This window comes from Arsenicicoccus bolidensis DSM 15745 (assembly GCF_000426385.1).
In the GTDB taxonomy this organism is placed as follows: Bacteria; Actinomycetota; Actinomycetes; order Actinomycetales; family Dermatophilaceae; genus Arsenicicoccus; species Arsenicicoccus bolidensis.
Map to the genome: position 1 here is coordinate 18,052 of NZ_AUFG01000005.1, position 22,666 is coordinate 40,717.

Below are 22,666 nucleotides of genomic sequence, written 5' to 3' on the forward strand. Positions count from 1 at the left end.
ACGTGCGGGGTCTGCGCTCCGAGCGCAGACTGTTCACGCCCGGCGGCCTCAGCCTGCGCAGGGCCTGCGGTGACAGCGCGGACCCTGCACGCCGGGCGACCGCAGACGTGTGCGGTGCGCGCTCCGAGCGCGCACTCGCACGCCGCACGGCCTGAGAACGTGTGGGGCCGCGCTCCGAGCGCTGACCATGCCCAGCCCACGACGACGTCGAGGAGGACCTGATGACGAGCACGACCCTCGCCACGACCGGAGCCACCGGACAGCTCGGGGGGCTGGTCTCCCGGCTCCTCGACCAGGCCGGTATGCCGCACCGCCTCGTCGTGCGTGACCCGTCCAGCCCGCGGGTGCCGCACCACGACGCGGTCACGGACGTCGCCGCCGCCGAGTTCGGCGACCTGGACGCGGCGACGCGGGCGCTGGCCGGGGTCGACGTGCTGTTCATGGTGTCGGCGTCCGAGAGCGCGGACCGCCTGGCGCAGCACCGCACCTTCGTCGACGCGGCCGCGGCGGCCGGGGTGCGCACGTGGTCTACACGTCGTTCCTCGGAGCGGCGCCGGACGCGACCTTCACCCTCGCGCGCGACCATCACGCCACCGAGGAGCACCTCAAGGCCTCCGGCATGGCGTGGACCTTCCTGCGTGACAGCCTCTATCTCGACTTCACCGAGGCGCTGGTGGGCGAGGACGGGGTCATCCGCGGGCCTGCGGGAGAGGGCGCCTGCGCGTTCGTCGCGCGAGCCGATGTCGCGCGCTCGGCGGCCGCGGTGCTGTCGGACCCGGCCGCGCACACCAACCGCACCTATGACCTCACGGGGCCGCAGGCGCTGACCCTCGACGAGGTGGCGAGCACCATCTCCGCGGTGCGGGGGACGCGCGTCAGCCATCACGACGAGACGCTCGACGAGGCATACGCCTCCCGGGCCGGCTACGGCGCCCCCGACTGGCAGGTCGAGGCCTGGGTGAGCACCTACACCGCGATCGCCGACGGCACGATGGCGACGGTGAGCAGTGCCGTCCACGAGCTCACCGGTTCGCGGCCGACGAGCCTGGAGGAATACCTGCGCAGCACCCCGCCGCGCTGACCTCCTCGCAACCGCGGTCCCCGCACGACAAAGGCGCGGATCCACCTCCAAGGGGGTAGGAGGTGGATCCGCGCCGGTCTGTGGGCCGAGCCCGCGTCACTCGTGGCCGGTGGGCTCGCTCTCGGTGCGGCGCGCGATCACGCCGCGCAGCTCCCCGTGGGTCTCCTGGTGCTTGCGCAGCAGGTGGCGGGCGTCGAGGTAGGCCTTCGTGCGGCGTGGGGACATGGGGGTTCCTCTCGGTGGTTCCTGGATCGTTCAACGACCGGGAGAGGACAGACATTCCCGTTGTGTGAGGGTTGGGGTAGGCGCTCCTGCGGGGCGGCAGCGGTGGGCGGGATCGATTGGGAATCGTGGCCGCTCGTGCGCTAAGGTGACGTGTCGCTCACCGCGGTGGGCAACGGGCTGTAGCGCAGCTTGGTAGCGCACTTGACTGGGGGTCAAGGGGTCGCAGGTTCAAATCCTGTCAGCCCGACCACAAGGTCCCGGGAACGCTAAGTTCCCGGGACCTTTGTCATTGGAGTGTCTCTGCGCACGTCGAGGACTGACGACGCACCCAGCTAGGCGGCAGAATCGCATACACACTGGCATGATGTGGCATGCTTTCTGCTGAGGTGGGTGATCATGGCAGAGCGGCAGCTCCCGGACTTTTTGGCGTATGGCGACCTGGCCCGCCACGGGCTCAGCCGGCATGGCCTGGAGCAGCTCGTGGCCCAGGCGGAGTTTGAACGCGTTGCGCCAGGCGCCTTCATCAGGACAGGGCTGACGGATGCCACGACCGCCGCTCTGATCGCCGCGACCGCGAAGAAGCCGCAGGCCACCATCTGCCTGCTGTCTGCCCTGTCCATCCACGACCTGACGGACGAGATCCCCATGAGGAGCGACATCGCCCTGCCGCGGGGCAGCCAGCCCCCCAGGATCACGATCTCGCCGGTGCGCTGGCACCGCTTCGACCCGGCCACCTTCGAGGTCGGCCGGACCCAGCAGTCGCTGCCCGGGGGCGGGCGCATCGGGCTGTACTCGCCGGAGCGCACGATCCTCGACGTCTTCCGGTTGCGCCACGACTGGGGTGCCGACCTCGCTCACGCGGCCCTCAGACGATGGCTGGCGCGTCAGTGTAGCAGCCCAGCGACGTTGCTGTCGATGGCGGAGGACTTCCCCAAGGCCCGACCGGCCGTCCGGACCGCGCTGCAGGTCCTGCTGTAGCGCCCCGGTGGTCGGATCTGAGGGGGTCGGAGGTGGGGGATAGGGCATCCGTCCGATGTGGGGGCCTACCTCAGCAGCCCAGTGTGGAGGTGTCGGAAGGACCGGCGACACCACCCGAGAAGGGCACCGTCATGAGCGTCTACGGACACGAGTACATCCTCAACACCGAGGTGGAGTACCGCCTGGAGCGCGCTGGGGTCGGCCGGGGCAACCCCGGGCTGGGCGGGAGCGGCGCGTGGGCCGGCATCCGGTCAGGGTTCTTGGCCCGGCGCCGGGAGCACCAGACCGCTGCCGCGGCCGGCGCCGCACCAGCTGCTGCCCCCGCCTCGCCACTGGCCTCGGCAGATCTTCGTCACGGGCGCCGCCAACGAGGGGCCGCGCGCCTGGTCGCCACCCTGGTCGTGGGCCTGAGTCACGGCTGGTGGATGCGCAAGCACTCCCGCCACCACGCCAACCCCAACTAGGTCGGGGCGGACAAGGACATCCGGCCCGGCGTCCTGCTCTTCACCCCCGACGACGTCGCCCGGCGCAGGGGCCTGAGCGGCTGGCTCACCGCTCGCCAGGGGTGGCTGTTCTTTCCCCTGCTCACCCTCGAGGGCCTCAGCCTGCACGCCGACGCGGTCCGCACCGTCGTCCAGGACCGCGAGCTCAGCCACCGCGGCACCGAGGCCGTGCTCCTGACGATCCGGCTGGCCGTGCTCCCGGGCCTGGTCCTCACCCTGCTCGGGCCGGGCCTGGGTGCAGCCGTCCTCGCCGTGCAGCTCGCCGTCTTCGGCGTCTACATGGGCGCGACCTTCGCCCCCAACCACAAGGGGATGCCGCTGGTCCCGCGGGACACGAGGATCGACTTCCTCTCCCGCCAGGTCCTGACCTCGCGCAACATCCGCGGCGGCCGGCCGGTCGACTGGCTCATGGGCGGCCTCAACCTGCAGGTCGAGCACCACCTGTTCCCGAGCATGCCGAGCGGCAACCTGCGCCGGGCGCAGCCGTTCGTCCGCGCCCACTGCGCCGAGCACGGCGTCCCCTACACCGAGGCCGGGCTGCTCGAGTCCTATGGCATCGTCGTGCGGCACCTCAACCGGGTGGGGCTGGGTGACCGGGACCCGTTCGCCTGCCCGTTCGTGACGGCGCACCGGCAGGGCTGACCGCCGCGGCGAAGGCCGCCAGCGTCCATTCCCGGACCAGCTCCGCCGCCGCGCGACGCCGGGCGGGCTGGACGATCTCGTGGCCCTCGTCGGGCACGATCTCGCAGCGCGCGGTCCCGCCGGCCGCCTGCACCGCCTCGGCGAGCTGCTGCGACTCGCTCGGCGGGACGTTGGTGTCGTGGGCGCCGTGCACCAGCAGCACGGGCGCGTCGATCCGGTCGGCCAGCCGCAGCGGCGAGATGGTCCGCAGCAGCTCGGCGTCGTGGACGGGGTGGCCGTACTTCGGCAGGGCGGCCCGCGCGATCCACGGCTCGGTGGTGGCGTAGAACGTGCCGAGGTCGCTCATCCCCGCGATGCTGGCCCCGGCTGCGAAGAGCCCGGGTCGAGCCGCCAGGCACGAGAGGGTCAGGTAGCCGCCATACGACCAGCCCACGCACGCCACCCGGTCCGGGTCGGCGAGGCCCCGCGCGACGAGGTCCGCCACGACGTCCTCGACGTCGTCGACGCCCCGCCAGCGCAGACCGACGTCGTCGGCGTGGGAGTAGGCCCGCCCGAAGCCTCCCGACCCGCGGACGTTGGGCGCGCAGACCGAGATGCCGGCCCGCAGGAGCACGGGATACAGGTGCGACCAGCCGGGGCGCTCCTGGCCCTCGGGCCCGCCGTGCAGGTGTATGACGACCGGCCCGCCCCCGTCGACCGGGCGGTCCTGCGCCGGGTGCCACCAGGACGACACCTCTGTGCCGTCACGCGTCGTGGTGCGCAGCAGCTCCGGCAGGACGGCCTGCGGGTCGCGGGTGGCGCCGTCGACGTCGACCCACGCCTGCGAGACCCAGCTGCGGGTGCGCAGGTCGAGGATCTCGACGCACCGGTCCCGGTCGGGGCTCTCGACCGTCAGGGCCAGGATCGAGCCGTCGGCGCTGAGGCTCGGCTCGGTCGCGACCCACCCGGGCAGGGGGATGGCCTCGTGGACGGTGCCGTCGACCAGCTCGACGAGGGCGAGCTCGCTGCGGCCGCCGTCGACGTTCCACAGGACCGCGGCGCGGGTGCCGTCCTCGCTGACGCAGAACTCCTCGACGTCGGCGTCCGGACGAGCCATCAGGACCCGCTCCGAGACGCCGCGGCCGGTCACCGTGAGCAGCGCCAGCCGCTGCCGGTCGCCCCCGACGTCGGTGCGGACCACGACGCGCAGGTAGCCCTCGCGGCTCTCCGACGGGCACGAGGTGTGCGGGGGCAGCCGCTCCGACCAGCCCGATCGTGACGGCAGGCGCCGGGGGCGGTGGTCGTCGAGGATCGCGGCGGCGTCCGTGACCGAGCCGGGGTCCGGGCGCAGCAGCGCGGTGTCCTCGCCGCCCCACAGCAGGCGCAGCGACCGGTCGCCGCGACCGCCCACCCGCACCAACGACGCGCCACCCCACGAGTCGACGAACCGGCCCTCGGGACGCCGGTCGACGACCTCGACGCCGAGCGTCTGCGGGTCGACCAGCCGAGACTCGCCGGAGCCGTCCTCCAGCTCGGCCGTGACCTGGATCCGCGTGCCGTCCCAGCCGACGAGCTCCGCCGACCCGTCGCGGTCGTCGTCGGCGCGCCACGCCTGCGGGTCGCCGGGGTCGGTCGTGACGACCCACACCTGGGAGCGGTCCCCGCCATACGGCGCGACCTGGCAGGCCAGCCACAGACCGTCGGGAGAGTGCCGCACCCGGGTGACCGGTCCGTCGACCGGCAGCCGGACGGGCCGCCAGGTGCCCGCGCGCGCCCCCTCGAGGAAGCGCTGCACCGCTCGGGGATAGCCGTCGACGTCGACGACGTGCGCCAGGGCACGGCCGTCGGGGGCGACGGACGCCCCGTGGGTAGGGCGGCCGGAGAGCTCCATCACGGTCAGAAGGTCTGGAGCCACAGCTCCAGGGTCACGAGCTGCCAAAGCTCGTTGGAGCCGAGGGTCGTGCGGGTCGTGTTGGGATCGGCGAGCAGCCGGTCGAGCACGTCGGCGTCGAAGACGTGGCGGTCGAGCGCCGCCGACGAGCCGAGGGTGTCGCGGACCAGCTCGAGCACCTCGCCCTCGAGGTGGCGGATGCCGGGGACGGGGAAGTAGCCCTTGGTGCGGTCGATGACCTCGACCGGCAGGATCGACCGGGCGGCGTCCTTGAGGACCCCCTTGCCGCCCCCGGCGAGCTTGAGCTCGGGCGGGCAGGAGCCGGCCAGCTCGACGAAGTCGTGGTCGAGGAACGGCACCCGGCCCTCGAGGCCCCAGGCCATCGTCATCGTGTCCACCCGCTTGACCGGGTCGTCGACCAGCATCACCTGCGTGTCCAGGCGCAGGGCGGCGTCGACGGAGGTGCCCGCGCCGGGAGCGGCCTGGTGGGCGGCGGCGAAGGCCCAGCTCGGGTCGTGGTCGAGGCGGTAGTCCGGGTGCAGCAGGGCACCCACGGCGTCGTGGCTGCGGTCGAAGAAGACCCGGCGGTAGGCCTCGGTCGTCCGGTCGCGGGGGACGTCCAGGAGCGGGGGATACCAGTCGTAGCCACCGAGCACCTCGTCCGCGCCCTGGCCCGACTGCACGACCTTGACGTGCCGCGAGACCTCTTGGGAGAGCAGGTAGAACGCGATGCAGTCGTGGCTGACCATCGGCTCGCTCATCGCCGCGAGGGTGCCGGGGACGGCCGGCAGCAGGCGGCTGGTGTCGACGTGGATCTTGTGGTGGTCGGTGCCGTAGCGGGCGGCGATCAGGTCGGAGTAGGAGTACTCGTCGCCGGACTCGCCCCCGGCCGAGTCGAAGCCGATGCTGAAGGTCTGCAGGTCCTGCTGCCCCTGCTCGGCGAGCAGCGCCACGACCAGGCTGGAGTCGAAGCCGCCGGACAGCAGCACCCCCACGGGCACGTCGGCGACCATGCGTCGCTCGACGGCGGTGCGCAGGGAGTCCAGCAGCGCGTCGCCCCAGTCGCGGGCGTCCCAGTCGGCGCGGTCCTCGCGGCGGGTGAACGACGGCTCCCAGTAGACGCGGTCCGTGTAGCGGCCGTCGGGCTGGTAGGTCCGGACGGTGGCCGGCGGGAGCTTCTGGATGCCGGCGAACATCGTGCGGGGCGCGGGCACGACGGAGTGGAAGGACAGGTAGTGGTGCAGCGCGACCCGGTCCAGCGACACGTCCACGTCGCCGGCGTCGACGATCGCGCGCAGCGACGAGGCGAAGCGCAGCCGGTCGCCGCGGCGCGAGAGGTAGAGCGGCTTGATCCCGAGCCGGTCCCGGGCCAGGGTGAGCACGCCGGTGTCGACGTCGGTGATCGCGAAGGCGAACATGCCGGTCAGGTGCTCCACGCAGTCCGGCCCCCAGCGGTGGTACGCCTTGATGATCACCTCGCTGTCGGCGCGCGAGAAGAAGCGGTAGCCGTGACCCTCGAGCTCGGCGCGCAGCTCCTGGTAGTTGTAGATGCAGCCGTTGAACACCATCGACAGGCCGAGCTCGGCGTCGACCATCGGCTGGGAGCCGCGGGGCGACAGGTCGATGATCGACAGGCGCCGGTGCCCCAGGGCGACCCGCCCCTGGGCCCAGACCCCACCGTTGTCGGGACCGCGCGCGACCATCGCCTCGGTCATCGTCTCGACCGCCGCGACGTCCGCGGGCCGAGCCCCTCGCTCGCCGAACCTGACCTCACCGCAGATGCCGCACATCAGCGCTCCTCCCCGTCCGTCATGATCCACGTGTCCTTGCTGCCGCCACCCGCCGAGGAGTTGACGATCTTGCTGCCCTCGGCCCCGGACCGGCTCAGCGCGGCCGGCATCGTGATCGCCTCCGTCTCGCGGGTGCCGCTGCGCCGTCGCAGGTGCACGAACACCCGCAGGTCCACGTGCCGCGGCCGCAGGGCGTTGCCGTCGAAGGTCGGGTGCGTGGACAGGTCGACCAGCTCCTGCCCGATGTAGCGCTCGGGGTTGGCGAGGATCTCGCGCCGTCGCTCGGCGACCTGGGCGGACGTGGCGTCCGGCCCGATGAGCACCCCGAGCCCGCCGTGCCCGTCGATCGGCTTGGTGACGAGCTCGCCCAGGTGGTCCAGGACGTGCTCGCGGGAGTCCGCGTCGGCGCACAGCCAGGAGGGGACCTGGTCCAGGATCGGCTCCTCGCCCAGGTAGTAGCGGACCATGTGCGGCACGAAGGTGTAGACGGCCTTGTCGTCGCCCACCCCGTTGCCGAGGGCGTTGGCCAGCGTCAGGGTGCCCCGGTGCAGCGCCTCGATGACCCCGGCGCGCAGGGGCTGGCCGTCGCGTCCTCCCGCCGACAGCAGCAGGTCCTCGTCCATCCGCAGGTAGGCCACGCGCACCTGGGCCGGTCGTCCTGCCCGCTGCCGCATGAGGCGCCCGTCCTCGAACCACACCTGGCTCGGGGTGAGCACGTCGACGCCCATGGCCTCGGCCAGCCCGGTGTGCTCGGGCCACGCGGAGTCGGTGGGGCCCGAGGAGAGGATGGCGATCTCGCCGGGCTCGGCGGCGCCCCCCTGCGCGGCGGCGGACAGCGTGTCGCGCAGCAGCTCGGGGACGGGACGGACGGGCCGTATGCCGCGGGGGAACACCTCGGGCACGAACCGGCGCATCAGGGCGCGCGCAGCGATGGCGTAGCCGACCCCGGACGGCACGCGCAGGTTGTCCTCGAGCACCCGCCAGCGTCCGGGTCCGTCGCTGACCAGGTCCAGGCCGCTGACGTGGTTGCGGACGCCCGGCCCGCCGAGGCGCCCGCTGGAGCGGTAGCCCGGCGCCCGGTCCAGCAGCTCGCGGGGCATCACGCCGTCGGCGAAGATCGCGCCCTCGCCGTAGCAGTCGCGCAGGAAGGCGTCGAGCGCCCGGGCCCGCTGCTCGCCGCCGGCGCTGATGTGCTCCCAGTCGGACGCGGACACGATCCGGGGGATCAGGTCGACGGGGAAGACCTGGGGCTGCGGCTGGTCGCGCAGGCGGAAGGTCAGGCCGTCGGCCCGCTGCAGGTCGACGATCGCGTAGTCGCGCTGGCGCAGCCCCCGGGTCCCCAGCCGCTGGAAGGCGGCGACCACGTCGGCATACGGCGGGCGCGGTGCACCGGACTCGTCGACGGCCTCGTCGTAGGCCGCGGGGGCCGCCCCCTCGCGGGGCCGGTAGGACTCGAGCAGGTCCTCGGTGCCGTCGACCGGGGCCGCGACGCCACGGGCGGTCTCGGCGATGAGCTGGTCGACGACGTCCGTGAGCCGGCCCCGGCGGCGGCGTGCCCGGCGCTGGCGGGCGGCGGAGCTGCCGCGCAGCAGGGCGGCGGTGGTCAGCCCGTCGACGAGCTCCCAGTCGCCGTTGGCGCGCAGCCACGGCTCCAGCGAGGCGACGAGGTCTCGGATGATCTCGGGGGCCGGGGCGGTGCGGCCCGAGCGCAGGTCGACGAGGTCGCCCTCGAGCCCCGAGCGCGCCGCCCGCCAGGACGCGGCGCGGCCGACGACGGGGGCCAGGTCGAGCGGGGGGACGCCCGCGGCGATTGTCTCGACGGCCCGGTCCACCATGGCCCGGAACAGGCCGGCGACCAGCACGATGGTGTCGGTGGAGGGGCAGCTGTCGCAGATCCGCAGCTCGATCGTGCTGATGCGCGCGGCCGGCCGGACGTCGAAGTAGATCATCCCCGGGTCGCTGATCACGCCCGTGTCGACGAGGTTGGCCACCAGCCGGTCGAACTCGGCGGCGGAGCGGGCCCCGCTCGACAGGCCCGTCGTGGGCCAGCGGCTCCATACCAGGCTCCGCACGCTGGCGTAGCCCGTGTCATCCCCGTCCGACCAGTAGGGGGAGGACGCGGACAGCGCCAGCAGCGGGGGCAGGTCGGGGGCTACGTGCTCGGCGACCAGGCAGGCCTCGTCGAGGTCGGCCACGTCGACGTGCACCTGCGAGCCGCAGATCAGCTGCTCGCGCGTGAGGAGCTGGTAGTCCGCCAGCATGCGCCGGTAGCGCGGGGTCTCGGTGACGTCGATCTCGTCGGGCGCCGACAGCGGCAGGGAGCCGGCCCCCACGATCCCGAGCCCCAGCGGCGTCGCCGCCTGCACCAGGCCCTCCCGGCAGCGGAGCAGCTCGTCGCGCAGCTCGTCCAGATCGGTGACGACGGCCGAGTTGACCTCGACGACGCACTGCTGGAGCTCGGCGACGTACTCCGTGCGGTCGGCCAGCGCCTCGAGCAGCTCGGGGGCCTTGGCGGCGAGCCGGCGCGTGGTCAGGTCCACGACATGGAACTCCTCCTCGACCCCGAGCCTGCGGATCGGCCGGGTCCGCGGCTGCGACGTCTGCGTCGCCTGGGGGGAGTGCCGGGTCTGGGCCTGCCCGCTGGATCGTGCGCTGTCCATGGCGTGAGGCTTCCACGCGCATGTTGCGGGCGCGTTGCGAAATCGTGTCGGCCTGCGTCCCTCGTGCGCCGTGCCCGCTCAGGCCGGCCGGTCGAGGGCACCGAGCTTGGCCGGGTTGCCGTGGAGCTGGACGGTGCGGACGAGTCCGTCGCGCACCTCCAGGACCAGGCAGCGCAGCGACCCGTCGGCGGCGCTGAAGACCAGGGCCGGGCCACACGGCGGGCGCGAGGGTGTGTCGGCAGGGGCTGGCATGATGCAGGGACCGACGCGACGGTGCGTCGGGTTCGGGGAGGACGTCATGCGGTCGCTCGGGGTGCTGGTGGGGCTTGCGCTGCGCCGTGTCCGCCATCGCCCTGCCGCCGTGCTCGCCGTCGCGCTGTGCACCTTCGTCGCGTGCCTGGCCGCCGCGACGGCGCAGGTCCACGCGGACTCCGCGGACCGGGCCGCGCGCACCTCGGCCCTGCGGCAGGCGCCGCTGGACGACCGCTCGGTCGTCGTGAGCGGCACCGTGTCCCGAGGGCTGGCCGAGACCGACGCCGTGGTGCGGTCCGCCGCCTCACGCATCCCGGGCGCCCAGGTGTCCCGGTGGGTCACCTCGTCCGGCTACGCCGTGGCGGGCGCCGCCGCCAACCTGCGGGTGGAGCTGGGGCACGCCCCGGGCGCCGTCGCGAGCAGCACGCTGGTGAGCGGGGCCTGGCCCACCTCGGACGGCGACGTCGCGGTCCCGCAGGTTGCGGCCGAGCGTCTGGGGTGGCGCGTGGGGCAGACCCTCGCCCTCAGCCGGCTGGTGGCCACGCAGGCGGACCCACCCCGCCTGCGGATCAGCGGCACCTACCGGACTCGAGCCACCGACACCCCAGGGTGGGCCGACGACGCGCGCCGTGGGGCGGGGATCAGCGAGGGCGACTTCCGCACCGTGGGGCCGCTGCTGGTCTCGGGCGACACGGTGCCCGCGCTCGGCGCAGGAGCGACGGCCACCTGGCGGATCGTGCCTCCTGCGGACGCGTCGGGGCTGGAGCCGCCCGTGCGTCACGCCGTGGCCGCGCTCGAGCAGGCGCCCCTGCTCGACGGTTTCGCGGTGCGGACCGGACTGCCGGCGACCCTCGAGCGGGCCGTCGCCGACGGTGTCCGCACGCGTGCCGCCATCGCCGGACCGACGGCCCTGCTCGTGCTCGTCGCCCTGGTGGGGCTGGGGCTGACGGGCCTGCTGCTCGGGGCGGTCAACGAGCGGGGCGACCGGCTCCTGCGCACTCGTGGCGCGTCGCCCGGGCAGGTCGGGGTGCTGGCCGGGCTGGCGGCCGCCGCCGTGCTGCCCGCCGGTGTCCTGGCCGCGCTGCTGGCCCCTGTGCTGGCGCGCGTCCTGCCGGGGGCCGACCGGGTCGAGCCCACCGTCATGACCTGGGTCGTCGCCCTCGGGGCCACGATCGCGGCGATGCTGGTCGTCACCCTGACGGCGCTGGCCGGCTCGGTCGGGGGTCACGGTCGCACCTCACGCATGATCGACGCCGTCCTGCTGCTGCTGGCGGCCCTGGCCTGGTGGCGCCTGCGGGGAGCCGGGGACGAGCAGCGCGCCGATGCGCTGTCCGTGGTCGCGCCCGCGCTGGTGGTCCTCGGGCTCGCGCTCGTGGCGATGCGCCTCGCCCCCGTGCTCGGCCGACTCGTCGCGCGCGCGGCCGGGCGATCTCGTGGCCTGGCTGCCGCCTGGGCCGCGTGGGGCACCCGTCATCCCTCGCCCGAGAGCCTCGGCACCCGCCTTCTCGCCGTGGTGACGGCCGCGGTGGCAGCCCTCACCGTCACCCAGCTGGCCAGCAACGACCAGCTGATCCAGGACCGGGCGGTGCGAGAGGTCCCGGCGCCCGTCGTGGTCACGTTGGCGCCCGACGCGGGCCACGCGGCCGAGGTCGCCCGCGGCCTGGGCGGGACGACGACCTCGGTGTGGTCCGAGCAGGTCACGGGAGTCGGCGGTGCCGAGGCGACGCTGCTCGGCGTCGACCTGAGCGACGCCGTGATCGCCGACCCCACCTTGGTGCCCGACCCCGCCGGCGCGCGCGCCCAGCACGACACCTGGCAGTCGACCCTCCACGGCCTGCGAGCCGCCCCTGCCCCGCCCCCCGTTCCTGCGATCCCGTCGACATCCTCGGCCACGACCACGTCTGCACCATCGGCCACCACGTCGGCGGCACCGTCGGTCCAGCCCACCGCGCCCTTGTCCGCGGGCGCGCCCTCTCCCGCGGGCGCGCTCACCCTCGAGGCCACGGTCGTCGGCACCCTGGAGTCGCTCGAGGACAGGTCCGGCCTGCCCGAGCTGCAGCTGTTGCTCGACGACGGCGAGGGCTACCGCCACGCCCTCGCGCTCACTGCCGGGACGCCGAGCACCCAGGTCAGCTATCGCGGCACCCTCGGCACCGGTGTGGGGCGCGCTGTCCCCGAGCCGCTCGAGCTCGTCTCCGCCACCATGCTCTATCCCCCTGCCGACATGACCCTCCGTTCCCTCACCGTCCGCCGGCCGGACGGGTCGCGCACCTCCCTGCTGCCCGCTCCGGTCCCGCTGACCACCACGACCGAGGGCAGCCGAGGCCTGAGCGCCGAGGCGGTGGTGGCGAAGCCGCGCGTCGACCCGGTCCCCGCCGTCCTCTCGCGCGGACTCGCAGAGGCCCTCGAGGCCCGGCCGGGGCAGACCGTCGAGCTGCCGGTCGCCGGTCGCACGGTCCGGTTGCGCGTGACTCGGGTGGTCGACCGGGTCCCTGGCCAAGGCGATGCGCAGCGCGCTGCTCTGGTGGACCTGCGGACGCTGCAGACCACGGGTGCCAGGGGGAGCTCCGGGGCCGACCTCCTGCTCCCACCCCTCGAGCCCGGGCAGGTGTGGGGGACGCGCGTCCCCGACCCGGCATCCGCGCCGCAGGCCGGGCAGGGCGGGGTCCTCACCGTCGCCACGCAGGCCGAGACGCTCGCCCGACTCCGCTCCGACGTAGCCCCCGCTGCCCTGCGGGGTGTGCTCGCCCTGCTGCTGACGGCCAGCGCAGCGCTCGCGGTCGTCGCGGGTCTCGCGGGGACGGCGGCGGCGGCCCGGGCCCGCCAGCGCGACCGGGCGGTCCTCCACGCGCTCGGGGTGCCTGCCGCGCTGCTGCGCCGATCCGTGTGGGGGAGCGAGCTCGCCCAGGTGCTCGTCGCGGTCCTGACGGGCACCGCGGTCGGGCTGCTCGCCGCCGTCGTCGTCATCCCCGCCTGGTCCGTCGAGGGGGCCGGCACCACTCCCGTCGTGCCCTGGGGCCAGGTCGTCGCAGCGGCCGGTGCGCTGGCGGCCGCGCTGTGGCTGACCGGGCTGCTCGCGCTGCGGCCGCCGGCGCGCAGCTGGTCGAGCCTGCTGCGCGAGGGGGACACGGCATGAGGCGGCCAAGCCTGCGGGGCAGAGGGGGAGACGTGATGACCTGGTCTCGCCTGGTGCTTGCGTCAGCCCGCACGACGCGCGGGCTGACGCTCCTCACGGCCCTGGTCGTCGCCGTCACGACGGCCCTGGTGACCATGCTGCCGGCGTTGACCGACCGCGCCTCGCGCGACTGGCTCGGCGAGAGCCTGCGCCGGGCTCCGGTGATGGGCCGCTCGGTCCTGGTCACCCTGCCCACCGGCATCGGCGCAGGGTTCCCGGGCGGTGATCCAGCCGCGCCGTTCGCCCGTGTCGCGACGTCCGTGCAACGGCTGTGGGGCCCGGAGACCTCTCAGCTCTACGGCCCTGTCCGGCCGATGGCCGCGACCAACGACGCGCAACCGCTCGCGCCCACCCCCCAGGGCGTCGTTCGCAGCGGGCAGCTCGTGCTGACGCCGGCCTTCGAGTCCCGGGTGCGCTGGACCGCCGGACGGGCACCGCGCCCCTCGGCCGAGCGCCACGTGCTGCCGCCCGCGCCGGCGACCGAGGACCTCAGCGTGCAGACGGCCGGACCGGGGCTGCCGGACCCGGCGACGCTGCCCCCGGAGACCATCCCCACCCTCGAGGTGGGACTGTCCACGGTCGCCGCCGACTCGTGGGGCACCAAGGTCGGCGAGCGGTGGACCATGCCAGCCGCCTCGGGGACGGCGACCCGGCTGCACCTGCTGGTCTCAGGCATCTACGAGCCCACCGACCCCCGCGACGACCTCTGGCAGTGGATGCCTCAGCTCGCCGGGATCAGCCTGATCGAGGAGGGCGGCGCCAACGGTGGCGTCCAACCTGCGGTCGGGCTCGTCCTCTCGCCGGACGTTCACCAGCAGGTCGTCGCCATCTCCGCGCTCAGCAACACCGTGAACTACTCCTGGACCTGGCGCGTCGACGACCGACGCGTCCGACCGGCCGACCTCCCGGCACTCACGAGCGGGCTCGCCCGGGTGGCCTCGGCGCCGAGCGAGGTCACGGACGGGGCGGTGTCGGTCCGCTCGACCCTCTCCGGCACGTTGTCGTCGTGGCGGGACGGGGTGCGCGCCACGCGGCTCGTCGACGGCACCGTCACAACCGGTCTGCTGGTGCTGGCGGCGGCGCTCGCCGTGCTCCTCGCCCGCCTGCGCACCGAGCGACGGCGGCGGGACGACGACCTGCTCCGATCACGTGGGGCCTCGATGAGCCGGCTCGGCCTCCTGGCGGCCCTGGACGTGAGCATGCCGGTCGTCCTCGGCGCGGCGCTGGGATGGGGCGTCGCCGCGCTCACCACCCAGTCCGTCCTGCCTCCCTGGTGGGCCCTGGGGCTGGCCGCAGCAGCCGTCCTCGCGCACGTCGGTGCCACGGTCCTCGGGGCGCGGGATCGTGGCCGCGGGCAGCGGGGCGGGCGGCTCGCGCGGGTCGGGGCCGCCTCCAGGCTGGCGCCAGTGCTGGCACTCGTGGCGCTGGCCGTGCTGGCCGTGATCACCGTGCGCCAACGGCCGGCCGAGCCGACCACACCTCGCGACGACCTCATCACCGCTGGCCGCGCTGCGCAGCTGAGCACGGGCGACATCACCCCCGACCCCCTCGTCCAAGCCGTGCCCGCGCTCGTGGCGGTGGTGGTGGGCCTGCTGCTCCTGGCCCTGGTGCGCGCCGCGTCCAGCGTCGCCGCCCGCATCGTCGACCGTCGCCCGGGCGGACGCAGCTGGCTGGGGCTGACGCAGGCGGCCCGCGCGGGTGGCGCCTCGCGACTTCCCCTCGTGGCCCTCACGGTGGCGGCGGCACTCGCCGTCCTGACCTCCACGCTCGGCCACACCCTGGTCCAGGCCCGCGAGCTGCAGACCTGGCGCGAGGTGGGAGCCGACGCGCAGGTGACCGGGTCGCGCCTCGACGCATCCGTCGTCGACGCCGTCCGGCGCAAGCCGGGGGTGCAGGCCGTGGCCGCCCTGGGGGAGACCAGCGGACAGCTGCTCTCGGACAGCACCGGCGCAGACGCACGGGCGCAGGTGGCGGTCCGCGTCGGCTCCGTCCAGGAGGTCGCCTCCGTGCGAGCCGGTACGCCGATCGCCGTGCACGAGGCGTCGACGTCCACGGCGACCCCCACGTCGACGTTTACTGCGACCTCCACGGCGACCTCCACCTCGACCTCCCCGCTGGGCGACGGGGTCACCCTCGTGGTGGGGCGTGACCGGCCGGTCCTGCACCAGCCCGGGCTGCGGGTCGAGATCAACCGGCGCTCGGCCCCCGTCCGCACGGTGGTGGTCGACGAGAGCCTGCAGGACACCACGACGCAGCTGATCGCCCTGGCGCCGCGCGACCAGGTCGAACGCCTGACGGGATCACCGGTCCCCACGACCACCCTTCTCGTGCGCGCCACCCCCGTCGCGTCCGCCTCGCTCGTGGCCGAGGCACGGACGCTGAGCCCGCTGGTCGAGCAGGCCGTCGACCGCACGACGGTGGCCGCCCGCGCCGCCGACCAGCCGCTCTCGCGCCACGTGCTGCTCGTCGTCCTGCTCACGTCGCTCGCGGCGGCACTCCTGGCCGCGCTCGCGGCCTATGCCCTCACCGCCGCGACGGCAGCGGCGCGTCGACAGCTCCTCGCGCGGGCCCGGGTGCTCGGCATGCCCGCGCGCGACCGGCATACGGTCGTGCTCGTCCAGGTGCTGCCGCCCGCCCTGGCCGCCGTGGTCACGGGCCTGGCCACCGGGCTCGGCCTGCCTTGGCTGCTCCCTCGGCTGGTCGACCTGGCACCCTTCGCGGGCGGGGATGCCTATCCGAGGCTCGTCCCGTCCTGGCCAACTGTCGCCGCCATCGCGATCGGCCTGTCCGTGCTGGTCAGCGCCGTCGTGGCGCTCGACCTGCGATCCGCCACCAGACTCAGCCTCACGCGCCACCTCAGGGCAGGAGACCAGTGATGACGACGACCCAGACCGAGGCGGAGCGGGGCAGACCGCTCGTCGAGTGCGACAACGTCGTGCGCATCTTCACGTCCGAAGGTGTCGAGGTGGTGGCGCTGCAGGGGCTCGACCTGTCCGTCGCCGCCGGTGAGCTCGTCGCCGTCGTCGGTGCGTCCGGCAGCGGCAAGTCGACCCTGCTGCGCGTGCTCTCGGGGCTGGACCGGCCCACCGCCGGGGCCGCGAGGGTCGCGGGGCACGACCTCGTCGCCATGCGGCGTCGCGAGCGGCTGCGCTTCCGCCGCGAGACGGTCGGGTTCCTCTACCAGCAGGCGAGCGACAACCTGCTGCCCTATCTCACGGCCGCCGAGAACGTCGCCGTCCCGATGCGCCTGGCGGGTCGTCCTCGGGAGGAGGTCGGGGGCCGGGTGAGTGACCTGCTGGGCCTGCTCGGGCTCGCGGAGTGCGCCGACCGCCCGCCCGCCGAGCTGTCCGGCGGGCAGCAGCAGCGGGTCGGGCTGGCCGTGGCCCTGGCCAACCACCCGCAGGTCCTGCTCGCCGACGAGCCCACCGGTGAGCTCGACACCCGCACGGCCGACGACGTGTTCGCCGCCATCCGCACCGCCAACGCCGAGCTCGGCGTGACGGTCGTCGTGGTCACCCACGACCAGGCGGTGTCGGGGCAGGTCCAGCGCACCGTCGGCATCCGCGACGGACGCACCAGCTCGGAGGTGCTGCGGCGCACCGAGGTCGACGCCGAGGGGCGCTCGGCCCTGGTCAGCGAGGAGTATGCCGTGCTCGACCGGGCCGGACGCCTGCAGCTGCCGCGGGAGTTCACCCACGCGCTCGAGCTGCGGGACCGCGTGCGGCTCGACCTCGAGAGCGACCACATCGGCGTCTGGCCGGGTCACGACGGGGCCACGCCCCGGACACGACGTGAGCGAGCCGCTCTCACCGAGGACACCGGGTACACCGGGTACACCGAAGACACCGAGGGCGAGCCAGGGAGGCACCGGCGCCATGACTGAGACGACCGACCTGATGATCGAGCTGCGCGCCGTGGCCAAGAGCTTCGGCACGGGGGCGGGCGCGGTGCACGCCCTGCAGGGGATCGACCTGGCCGTGCCGCGCGGCGAGCTGCTGGCCGTCCGCGGACGGTCCGGCTCGGGCAAGACCACGATGCTCCACGTCGCCGGCGGCCTGGACGACGCCGACGAGGGCGAGGTCCGCGTCGACGGCGTGGACGTGCGCGCCCTGGACGAGGCGGGCCGGCTCAGGCTGCGCCGCGAGCACGTGGCCTACGTGTTCCAGTCGTTCGGGCTCGTGCCCGAGCTCACCGCCGCCGAGAACGTCTCCGTGCCGCTGCGGCTGACCCGGACCGACCCGGGGGAGCGGGACCGCCGCGTGGCCCAGGTGCTCGAGCGGGTCGGCCTCGGACCGCACGCGCGACAGACGCCGCGCCAGCTCTCCGGCGGGCAGCAGCAGCGCGTGTCCCTCGCCCGGGCCCTCGTCGGTGAGCCGGCCGTGCTCCTCGCCGACGAGCCCACGGGGCAGCTCGACTCCGAGACGGCGCGCGAGGTGATGACCCTCATCGTGCAGCTGGTGCGCGAGCGGGGCATGACCGCGGTGGTCACCACGCACGACCCGATGATCGTGGCCTATGCCGACCGGGTGCTCGAGCTCGTCGACGGGCGGCTGCACGCGATCGAGCCGCTGCCCGCCTGACGTGCCAGCGGGTGAGCGGGTGAGCAGGTGAGCAGGTGAGCAAGTGTGAGAGAGCCGGCCGGTCGGCCGGTCAGGCGCCGTACTCCTCGTCGGTGACGTGGTCCAGCCAGGTCACGACCTCGCCCTGGTCGTCCGCCTCCTGGATCGCGACGTGCGCCATGAAGCGGTCCGGCGTCGCGCCGTGCCAGTGCTCCTCGCCCGGCTCGATGTAGACGACGTCCCCCGGGCGGATCTCGCGCACCTCGCCGCCACGGCTCGCGACATACCCGATGCCGTCGGTGACGTAGAGCGTCTGGCCCTTGGGGTGGGTGTGCCACGCGGTGCGGGCACCCGGCGTGAACCGCACGTGCGCGCAGCCCACCGCGGACTGCTCGTCCGGGTTGCGGATCCCGTCGATGTAGACCGCGCCGGTGAACCAGTCCTGCGGCCCGGGGGCGGACTGCCCGCCGCTCTGCGTGAACCTCATGCGATCTCTCCTCGTCCTGCTGGTGGTGGCGCAGCTGCTGGAGCTGTCGATGGTGGTGGCGCCGACGACGGTGGGGTGCCTCCGGCCCATCCTCGCCCCGCCACCGCCCACAGCGCCACGTCGCAGACGGCCATCCCGGCCGCGCACCAGAACGGTGCCTTGCCACGACCGCCGAGGACGCCGGCCGCGAGCGCAGCCCCGAGCCCCACCGCGACGCGTGCGGATCGGGCGGGTGGGCGCGCCCCGGCCAGCACGGCGAGCTGGGCGCCGGCCAGCCCAGCCACGGCCTGGGCCCGCAGCGACGCCGGGGACCACCGGTGCGGGTAGCCGCGCACCCCGGTGGCGGCGTCGTCGTCGAGGTCGGGCAGGACGTTCAGCAGGTGGGCGGAGCAGCCGAGAAGCGCGCCGGCGACCGTCTGCCACAACGGCGCCGGGCCCTGGCGCGGACCACCTCTGGTCAGATGCGGCACGTGCGGAAGCCCCCCGAAGGCCACGGCATACGGCAGGATCGAGGCGGTCGAGCGCTTGAGACCAGCGTTGTATGCCCAGCCCGACCCGACGACGAGGACCACATGGACGACTCCGGCAGCACCACCGCACCTGCTCGACAGGAGCAGACAGGCACCAGCGGCCACCCCGAGGGCCCGGCGGACCACCCTCGCCGCCCCCGGATCGGCGGCGAGCGGCTTGTCGACGCGTCCCGCGACCCGGTCGCGCCCGGCGTCGAGCAGGTCATTGCTCCAACCGATGGTCAGCTGCCCGGACAGGACGGTCGCGCCCACGAGCAGGACCCGTCGGCGGGGCAGACCGCAGCCGACCGCGAGGGCCGTGGTGAGGCCGGTGACGACCGCGGTCGGGCCCGGATGGCAGGTGGTCGCCAGCAAGGACAGCAGGGGAGCGGGCATGAGCCCACGCTAGGCCCGGGCGGCCTCGGGCGGAGGCCTGCGCTCCCCAGCGCCGTGGTGGCCGTCCGCGGGGCGCTGCCGCCGCACCGCTACTCTCAGCACGAGATCACCGACGCGGTGGCGGAGTTCACCGGTGCCGCGTCCGGTGCCCGGCGTCGGATGCTCGACCAGGTGCACGCCAACGCGGGGGTGCGGACACGGCACCTGGCCCTGCCGCTCGAGCGCTACGTGGGACTGGCGGACTTCGGCGAGGCCAACGACGCCTTCATCGAGGCGGCGGTCGAGCTCGGGTGCCAGGCCGTCGAGGCGGCCCTCGCCGAGGCGGGGCTCGCACCGCGCGACGTGGACCTGCTCGTCAGCGCCACCGTCACGGGTCTCGCCGTGCCGTCGATCGACGCGCGGATCGCCGCGCGCCTGCGCATGCGGTCCGACGTGCGGCGCGTGCCGCTCGTCGGCCTGGGGTGCGTCGCGGGAGCGGCCGGGATCGCCCGCGTGCACGACCATCTCGTCGGTCATCCCGCGCACGTGGCCGTGCTGGTCGCGACGGAGATGTGCAGCCTCACCGTGCAGCGGGACGACACCACGCCCGCCAACATGGTGGCCAGCGGCCTCTTCGGGGACGGAGCAGCGGCCGTGGTGATGCTCGGCGCCGACCGGGCCGCCGAGCGGGCGACCGACCAGGGAGCACCAGACCGGTCGTCCGGCTCGACGCCCACCCGGCCCGAGGTGCTGGACACCCGTTCGCGGTTCTACGACGACACCGAGCGCGCCATGGGCTGGGACGTCGGCGCCACGGGGCTGCGGATCGTCCTCGGCGTCGAGGTGCCCGAGCTGGTGCGCTCGCACGTCCGCGAGGACGTCGACGGGTTCCTGGCGCTGCACGACCTCACGCGTGACGACATCGAGTGGTGGGTCGCGCACCCCGGCGGCCCCAAGGTCCTCGAGGCCATGCAAGAGGCGCTCGAGGTGCCCCGCGACGCCCTTGGCGTCACCTGGGACTCCCTCGCCGCGATCGGCAACCTGTCCTCGGCGTCGGTGCTGCACGTCCTCGCCGACACGCTCCGGACCCGCCCACCACGGCCCGGGTCGCTGGGGATGCTGCTCGCCATGGGCCCCGGCTTCTGCCTCGAGATGGTCCTGCTGCGGGCGCCCGAGGACGCCCGATGAGGAGCCAGACGGCGTATGCCGGACTGGTCGCCGTCGTCGCGGCCGAGCGCCTCGCGGAGCTGGTGGTGTCGCGCCGCAACGCTGCCTGGTCCCTCGCCCAGGGCGGGCACGAGGTGGGGCGCGAGCACTACCCGGCCATGGTGGCCCTGCACACCGGGCTGCTCGGGGCGTGCCTCGCCGAGATGCACTGGGGCCAGCGGCGGTTCGGGCGCGGGGGATGGGTCGCCCTCGCCGGCGTCGGCGCCGCCCAGGCCTTGCGCTGGTGGTGCATCCGCACCCTCGGTCCGCAGTGGAACACGCGCGTGATCGTGGTGCCCGGCGCCTCCCGGGTCACGGGCGGCCCCTACCGCTACCTGGACCACCCCAACTACGTCGCCGTCGTCGTCGAGGGCGTCGCCCTGCCGATGGTGCACGGGTCCCGGTGGACTGCAGCGGGATTCACGATCGCCAACGCCGCCCTGCTGGCTCGCCGCATCCGGGTCGAGGAGCAGGCGCTGCGCGCGCTGCACGAGACGGCCTGACGGTGGCGAGGGACCCCCGAGCACCAGGCACCGGGGCCGACGCTCACGCCAGGGCGGACGTGGATCTGGTCCTCGTCGGCGGCGGGCCGGTCGGGCTCGTCGCGGCGCTGCACGCGGCGCGGCTCGGGATGAGCGCCGTCGTCGTCGAGCCCCGCCCGTCGCCGGTGGACAAGGCCTGCGGCGAGGGCATCATGCCGGCCGGCGTGGCCGAGCTCGCGGCTCTCGGGGTCCACCCGGACGGTCACCCGATCCGGGGCATCCGGTATGTCGACGGCAGGTCCCTCGACGGGCGCGGCCCATCTGCCGACGCACCGGTCGGGCCGCGGCCTGGGCTCGGCGTGCGCCGCACGACCTTGCACGCCGCCCTGACCCGGGCCACGGAGGCGGCGGGGGACGGCATACGGCAGGTGCAGGATCGAGTCGTGGACCTGGCCCAGGACGACGGCGGGGTCACGGTGGGGCTGGCCGGGGGAGGCGAGGTGCGCGCCGGGCACGTGGTGGCGGCCGACGGGCTGCTCTCGCCGACGCGACGGCTGCTCGGGCTCGACCGTCCGTCGCGGGCGCCGCGGAGGCGTGGGCTGCGACGGCACTACCGGGTCGCGCCGTGGACGGACCACGTGGAGGTCCACTGGGGGCGGTCCTGCGAGGCCTATGTCACGCCGGTCGCCGAGGACGTCGTGGGGGTCGCGGTGCTGACCGGTCGCGTCGGGGGATTCCTGGAGCACCTCGCCGAGATCCCTAGGTTGGCAGACAGGTTCGCGGGCGCCGAGCCTCTGGACGAGGTGCGCGGTGCGGGACCGTTGCGGCAGCGCGCGGCGCGTCAGGTTGCCGGTCGGGTGCTGCTGGCCGGCGACGCCGCGGGCTACGTCGACGCGCTGACGGGGGAGGGGCTGACGCTCGGGTGGCGACAGGCGAGGGCCGCCGTGGAGGCCGTCGCGGCCGGTGACCCCAGCCGCTACGAGGCGCACTGGCACACCATCGGGCTGCCCGCCCGGGCGCTCACGGGCGGGCTCGTCGTGGCCACGCGATCGGCGTTCGTGCGACGACACCTGGTCACGGCTGCGGCCCACGTGCCGTGGGTCTACCGATCGGCCGTCCGGGTCGTCGCGTCCTAGGCGAGCGGTCGCGACCGGCATGCCCGAGAGTGCCCCGACGGCGGCTCCGCCGGATCTGCCTGAGGTCGACACATCGGCCTGGCGTGCCAACCCGGGCTGATGTGCCTACCTGAGGTAGGGCTGCTCGGGGATGAAGGAGGGGTCGTGCGTGCCGACCTTGCGCGCCGCCGCGAGGTGCCCGCCGAGGAAGCCGCCCGCCCCCACGGCGCCGAGCGCGACGAGCCCGAGGGCCGCGCCGAGCCGGTGCTGACCGTTGCGCCTCGCCACCCACGACGCGACCTGCAGCCCGGCACCGGCGCCGTTGGCGATGGCGTGGACCACCCCGACGCGGCGGGAGCGGGTGTCGGTCTCGGCATACTCCGACCAGCCCGACAGCGCGGCCGGCACGGCCGCCAGCACGCCGACGCCGGTCAGCAGGCGGGCCCCGTCGCGCGAGGCGTCGTCGCCGGCCAGGTCGAGCAGGGTCGCGCTCATCCACGTGCCCATGGGTACCTCGACGAGCAGGGGGTGCAGCGCGTGGCCGAGCCAGGCGCCCTGCAGCACCTGGCGCCGCAGGTCGTCGGCGACGATCGCCCCGGAGACGCGATCGCCCACCGCCACGACGGGGTCGAGCGCGGTGGAGCTCTCGATCGCGTGGAGGGGTGCGGCGAGCGGGGTGCGGGGGCGCGTCGTCGGCTGGTCGGTCCGGCTGGTGTCGTGGGTCATGAGGACTCCTGGTGGTCGAGGGCGGTATGGC

The 22,666-nt window shown here is 74.6% G+C and carries 18 protein-coding genes, 1 tRNA gene and 1 pseudogene; 12 read left to right on the plus strand and 8 right to left on the minus strand.

From position 1 onward, the window contains the following. Positions 1-221: 221 nt before the first annotated feature. Positions 222-1,081, plus strand: a pseudogene (locus K313_RS19960) (SDR family oxidoreductase). A 96-nt stretch (positions 1,082-1,177) separates the two neighbouring features. Here K313_RS19960 and K313_RS24685 read toward each other — a convergent pair. Continuing rightward, positions 1,178-1,306 (minus strand): hypothetical protein, encoded by a 129-nt coding sequence (locus K313_RS24685; protein WP_019285733.1) that lies wholly within the window; start codon positions 1,304-1,306, stop codon positions 1,178-1,180. A 173-nt stretch (positions 1,307-1,479) separates the two neighbouring features. Between K313_RS24685 and K313_RS0104145 the strand changes: the two genes are divergently transcribed. From K313_RS0104145 to K313_RS24400, 4 genes are all read left to right on the plus strand, one after another. Further along, positions 1,480-1,556: transfer RNA gene (locus K313_RS0104145), tRNA-Pro, on the plus strand. A gap of 146 nt (positions 1,557-1,702) precedes the next feature. Then, positions 1,703-2,284: a type IV toxin-antitoxin system AbiEi family antitoxin domain-containing protein gene (locus K313_RS0104150; protein ID WP_029210553.1), complete on the plus strand. Its 582-nt coding sequence runs from the start codon at positions 1,703-1,705 to the stop codon at positions 2,282-2,284. Positions 2,285-2,415: 131 nt separating this feature from the next. Continuing rightward, complete coding sequence (locus tag K313_RS24395) at positions 2,416-2,748, plus strand: hypothetical protein (RefSeq protein ID WP_051273994.1); 333 nt, start codon at positions 2,416-2,418, stop codon at positions 2,746-2,748. A gap of 117 nt (positions 2,749-2,865) precedes the next feature. Beyond that, positions 2,866-3,429: a fatty acid desaturase family protein gene (locus tag K313_RS24400; protein WP_240483933.1), complete on the plus strand. Its 564-nt coding sequence runs from the start codon at positions 2,866-2,868 to the stop codon at positions 3,427-3,429. On the opposite strand, the gene K313_RS0104160 is transcribed toward K313_RS24400, so the two are convergent. The 4 genes from K313_RS0104160 to K313_RS0104175 form a co-directional block, all read right to left on the minus strand. Continuing rightward, complete coding sequence (locus K313_RS0104160) at positions 3,359-5,323, minus strand: alpha/beta hydrolase family protein (protein ID WP_205621810.1); 1,965 nt, start codon at positions 5,321-5,323, stop codon at positions 3,359-3,361. The genes K313_RS24400 and K313_RS0104160 overlap by 71 nt on opposite strands. Further along, entirely contained in the window at positions 5,305-7,089 is a 1,785-nt protein-coding gene (locus tag K313_RS0104165; RefSeq protein WP_029210555.1) for an N-acetylglutaminylglutamine amidotransferase, read from the minus strand. Before K313_RS0104165 ends, K313_RS0104160 begins: the two co-directional genes overlap by 19 nt. Further along, a complete protein-coding gene (locus K313_RS0104170) occupies positions 7,089-9,749 on the minus strand; it encodes a carboxylate--amine ligase/circularly permuted type 2 ATP-grasp protein (protein ID WP_029210556.1) in 2,661 nt (886 codons plus the stop codon). Before K313_RS0104170 ends, K313_RS0104165 begins: the two co-directional genes overlap by 1 nt. A 78-nt stretch (positions 9,750-9,827) precedes the next feature. Further along, entirely contained in the window at positions 9,828-10,001 is a 174-nt protein-coding gene (locus K313_RS0104175) for a hypothetical protein (protein WP_156911132.1), read from the minus strand. Here K313_RS0104175 and K313_RS0104180 point away from each other — a divergent pair. The 4 genes from K313_RS0104180 to K313_RS0104195 are packed head-to-tail and all read left to right on the plus strand — an operon-like array spanning position 10,000 to position 17,756. After that, entirely contained in the window at positions 10,000-13,137 is a 3,138-nt protein-coding gene (locus K313_RS0104180; protein ID WP_156911133.1) for a hypothetical protein, read from the plus strand. The genes K313_RS0104175 and K313_RS0104180 overlap by 2 nt on opposite strands. A 35-nt stretch (positions 13,138-13,172) precedes the next feature. Continuing rightward, positions 13,173-16,052 carry an FtsX-like permease family protein gene (locus K313_RS0104185; protein WP_029210558.1) on the plus strand — a complete coding sequence of 960 codons (2,880 nt, stop codon included), beginning with the start codon at positions 13,173-13,175 and terminating at the stop codon, positions 16,050-16,052. Continuing rightward, entirely contained in the window at positions 16,052-17,059 is a 1,008-nt protein-coding gene (locus tag K313_RS0104190) for an ABC transporter ATP-binding protein (protein WP_029210559.1), read from the plus strand. Before K313_RS0104185 ends, K313_RS0104190 begins: the two co-directional genes overlap by 1 nt. Then, positions 17,052-17,756, plus strand: coding sequence for an ABC transporter ATP-binding protein (locus K313_RS0104195; protein WP_029210560.1), 705 nt, complete (start codon positions 17,052-17,054; stop codon positions 17,754-17,756). Before K313_RS0104190 ends, K313_RS0104195 begins: the two co-directional genes overlap by 8 nt. A 70-nt stretch (positions 17,757-17,826) precedes the next feature. Here K313_RS0104195 and K313_RS0104200 read toward each other — a convergent pair whose 3' ends face one another. Continuing rightward, positions 17,827-18,222: a (R)-mandelonitrile lyase gene (locus K313_RS0104200; RefSeq protein WP_029210561.1), complete on the minus strand. Its 396-nt coding sequence runs from the start codon at positions 18,220-18,222 to the stop codon at positions 17,827-17,829. Continuing rightward, positions 18,219-19,127, minus strand: coding sequence for a UbiA family prenyltransferase (locus K313_RS0104205; RefSeq protein WP_084412457.1), 909 nt, complete (start codon positions 19,125-19,127; stop codon positions 18,219-18,221). Before K313_RS0104205 ends, K313_RS0104200 begins: the two co-directional genes overlap by 4 nt. A gap of 54 nt (positions 19,128-19,181) precedes the next feature. Between K313_RS0104205 and K313_RS0104210 the strand changes: the two genes are divergently transcribed. Genes K313_RS0104210 through K313_RS0104220 form a run of 3 tightly spaced genes read left to right on the plus strand, consistent with a single transcriptional unit; the run spans position 19,182 to position 21,930 of the window. After that, the gene (locus K313_RS0104210) at positions 19,182-20,294 is read left to right on the plus strand and encodes a type III polyketide synthase (protein WP_029210563.1); all 1,113 of its coding nucleotides are present in this window, start codon (positions 19,182-19,184) and stop codon (positions 20,292-20,294) included. Continuing rightward, positions 20,291-20,815: an isoprenylcysteine carboxyl methyltransferase family protein gene (locus K313_RS0104215; RefSeq protein WP_029210564.1), complete on the plus strand. Its 525-nt coding sequence runs from the start codon at positions 20,291-20,293 to the stop codon at positions 20,813-20,815. Before K313_RS0104210 ends, K313_RS0104215 begins: the two co-directional genes overlap by 4 nt. Positions 20,816-20,874: 59 nt before the next feature. After that, a complete protein-coding gene (locus K313_RS0104220; protein ID WP_029210565.1) occupies positions 20,875-21,930 on the plus strand; it encodes an NAD(P)/FAD-dependent oxidoreductase in 1,056 nt (351 codons plus the stop codon). Between the two features lie 105 nt (positions 21,931-22,035). On the opposite strand, the gene K313_RS0104225 is transcribed toward K313_RS0104220, so the two are convergent. Continuing rightward, positions 22,036-22,635 carry a DUF2231 domain-containing protein gene (locus tag K313_RS0104225; protein WP_029210566.1) on the minus strand — a complete coding sequence of 200 codons (600 nt, stop codon included), beginning with the start codon at positions 22,633-22,635 and terminating at the stop codon, positions 22,036-22,038. Between the last annotated feature and the right edge of the window lie 31 nt (positions 22,636-22,666).